Raw genomic sequence first — 1515 nt, 5'->3', positions numbered from 1 at the left:
CCAGCGTGTGCTGCCATCTCTTGGATCGAAAAGCCCAGCGATAACATTAATAACCGGCTTCCCTGTAATAAGGGCAATATAGGATGGGCGTTCCTTTAAAGGCATCTCTGTCCCATCAAGTAGTACTAGTGTATGTTCGAAGCCGGGGTGGGGTTCTGTCATCTCCTCGAGGGTAAGGTTATACATACGAAGCGCTGCAGGATTTGCATAGAGCATCTGGCGATCGGCATCAATATAGGTGATGCCTTGGCTTGTCGATTCAACAAGCGCCTGATGTTGCTCTTGCAACTCACTTAATGCTTCTTCGGCTTCTTTAACCGCAGTAAAGTCACCTACCAAACCTATGGCCTGTACCGGCTGCCCATGACTATCACGTTCCAGCCTCCTCATTTCCCGCATCCATCGGTAATTGCCGTCCTTATGCAGGAAGCGGTACTCCAATGTGATGTTATCTTCTTCCGTCAGCCGCTGCAAGGTAGCCATCACTCTATTCAAGTCGTCCGGATGGATTCGGCTAGGGATCAAGTTGAGGGTGTTAAGGATTTCTTCTGTAGTGAAACCGCTCACACGTTCGGCGTTGTTGCTGACATAGGTCAGGCGCGTGTTGTCGCCCGCCTTTACGGTATAGAGAACCATCGGGCTAGTATCTAAGATATGCTCCAACCGCGTTTTCGCCGCACGGAGTTCCTCTCTTGTTTCATGCAATTCAGTAATATCATCGAGTTCGCAGAAAACGCGATAGGGTTTGGTCTCTCCTGGTTGAAATATTGGGTATGCGTTGACTTTCAGCCAGCGGAATGAATTCTCGTTAGGGGCGCTTAACCCGTAAAGTTGATTGATAATTGGTTTGCCGGTATTCATTACGCGAACGGTTGGGCGTGCACTCTCAGAAAGAGGGAAACCGTTTTCATCAGTAGCATATTTTCCAATTGAACCTTTAGGAAGCTGCCATTCCTCTTGAGAGAGATGGAGTAACTGATGTGCAGCCGGATTAGCGTAAATCACAGCGAGTTGTTCATTGAGGTACATAATAGCGTGGGGCGTGGTTTCGACCAGGGTGTTGTGCTGATCCTGTAATTCATGAAGAGCTAGATCTGCCTCTTTATTAGCAGTGATATCGCGTAGGATCCCAACTATGCGTAACGGTTGACCGTCTTCATCTCGCTCAAGCCGAGCTTCATTTTGGAACCATCGCCAAGTTCCATCTTTGTGCTTTAAACGCAGTTCATTAGAAATATGTCCTTCAGAAAGCGCTTTTGCCAGCCATCCTGTTGAGTGTTCCAAATCATCCGGATGGATTTGATTGAACAATAGGTTCCTATCATCATAGTAATCCTGCGGTGAATAGCCTATCAACTGTCTAATATTGTCGCTAAAATAGTTCGGCCAGAATTCTTCAGTGGTATCACAACTCCAAAGGGCGACAGGACTTGCGGCAAGCAGGCGTTCGAGTTGACTCCCCGCTGTGCTCAGGGCTTTTTGTGCTTGCTGAAGCTCTGTCACATCATTGCCAAT

At 47.8% G+C, this 1515-nt stretch carries 1 protein-coding gene; it reads right to left on the bottom strand.

Features of this window, described 5'->3' with window-relative positions:
* A partial coding sequence (locus tag WCO51_13815; protein MEI6514331.1) for a PAS domain-containing protein occupies positions 1-1515 on the bottom strand: 1515 nt, incomplete at both ends.

The organism is bacterium, assembly GCA_037131655.1.
Taxonomy (GTDB): Bacteria; Armatimonadota; Fimbriimonadia; order Fimbriimonadales; family JBAXQP01; genus JBAXQP01.
Note: the sequence above shows the minus strand (reverse complement) of the source record. Positions and strands in the feature narration are given on the sequence as shown.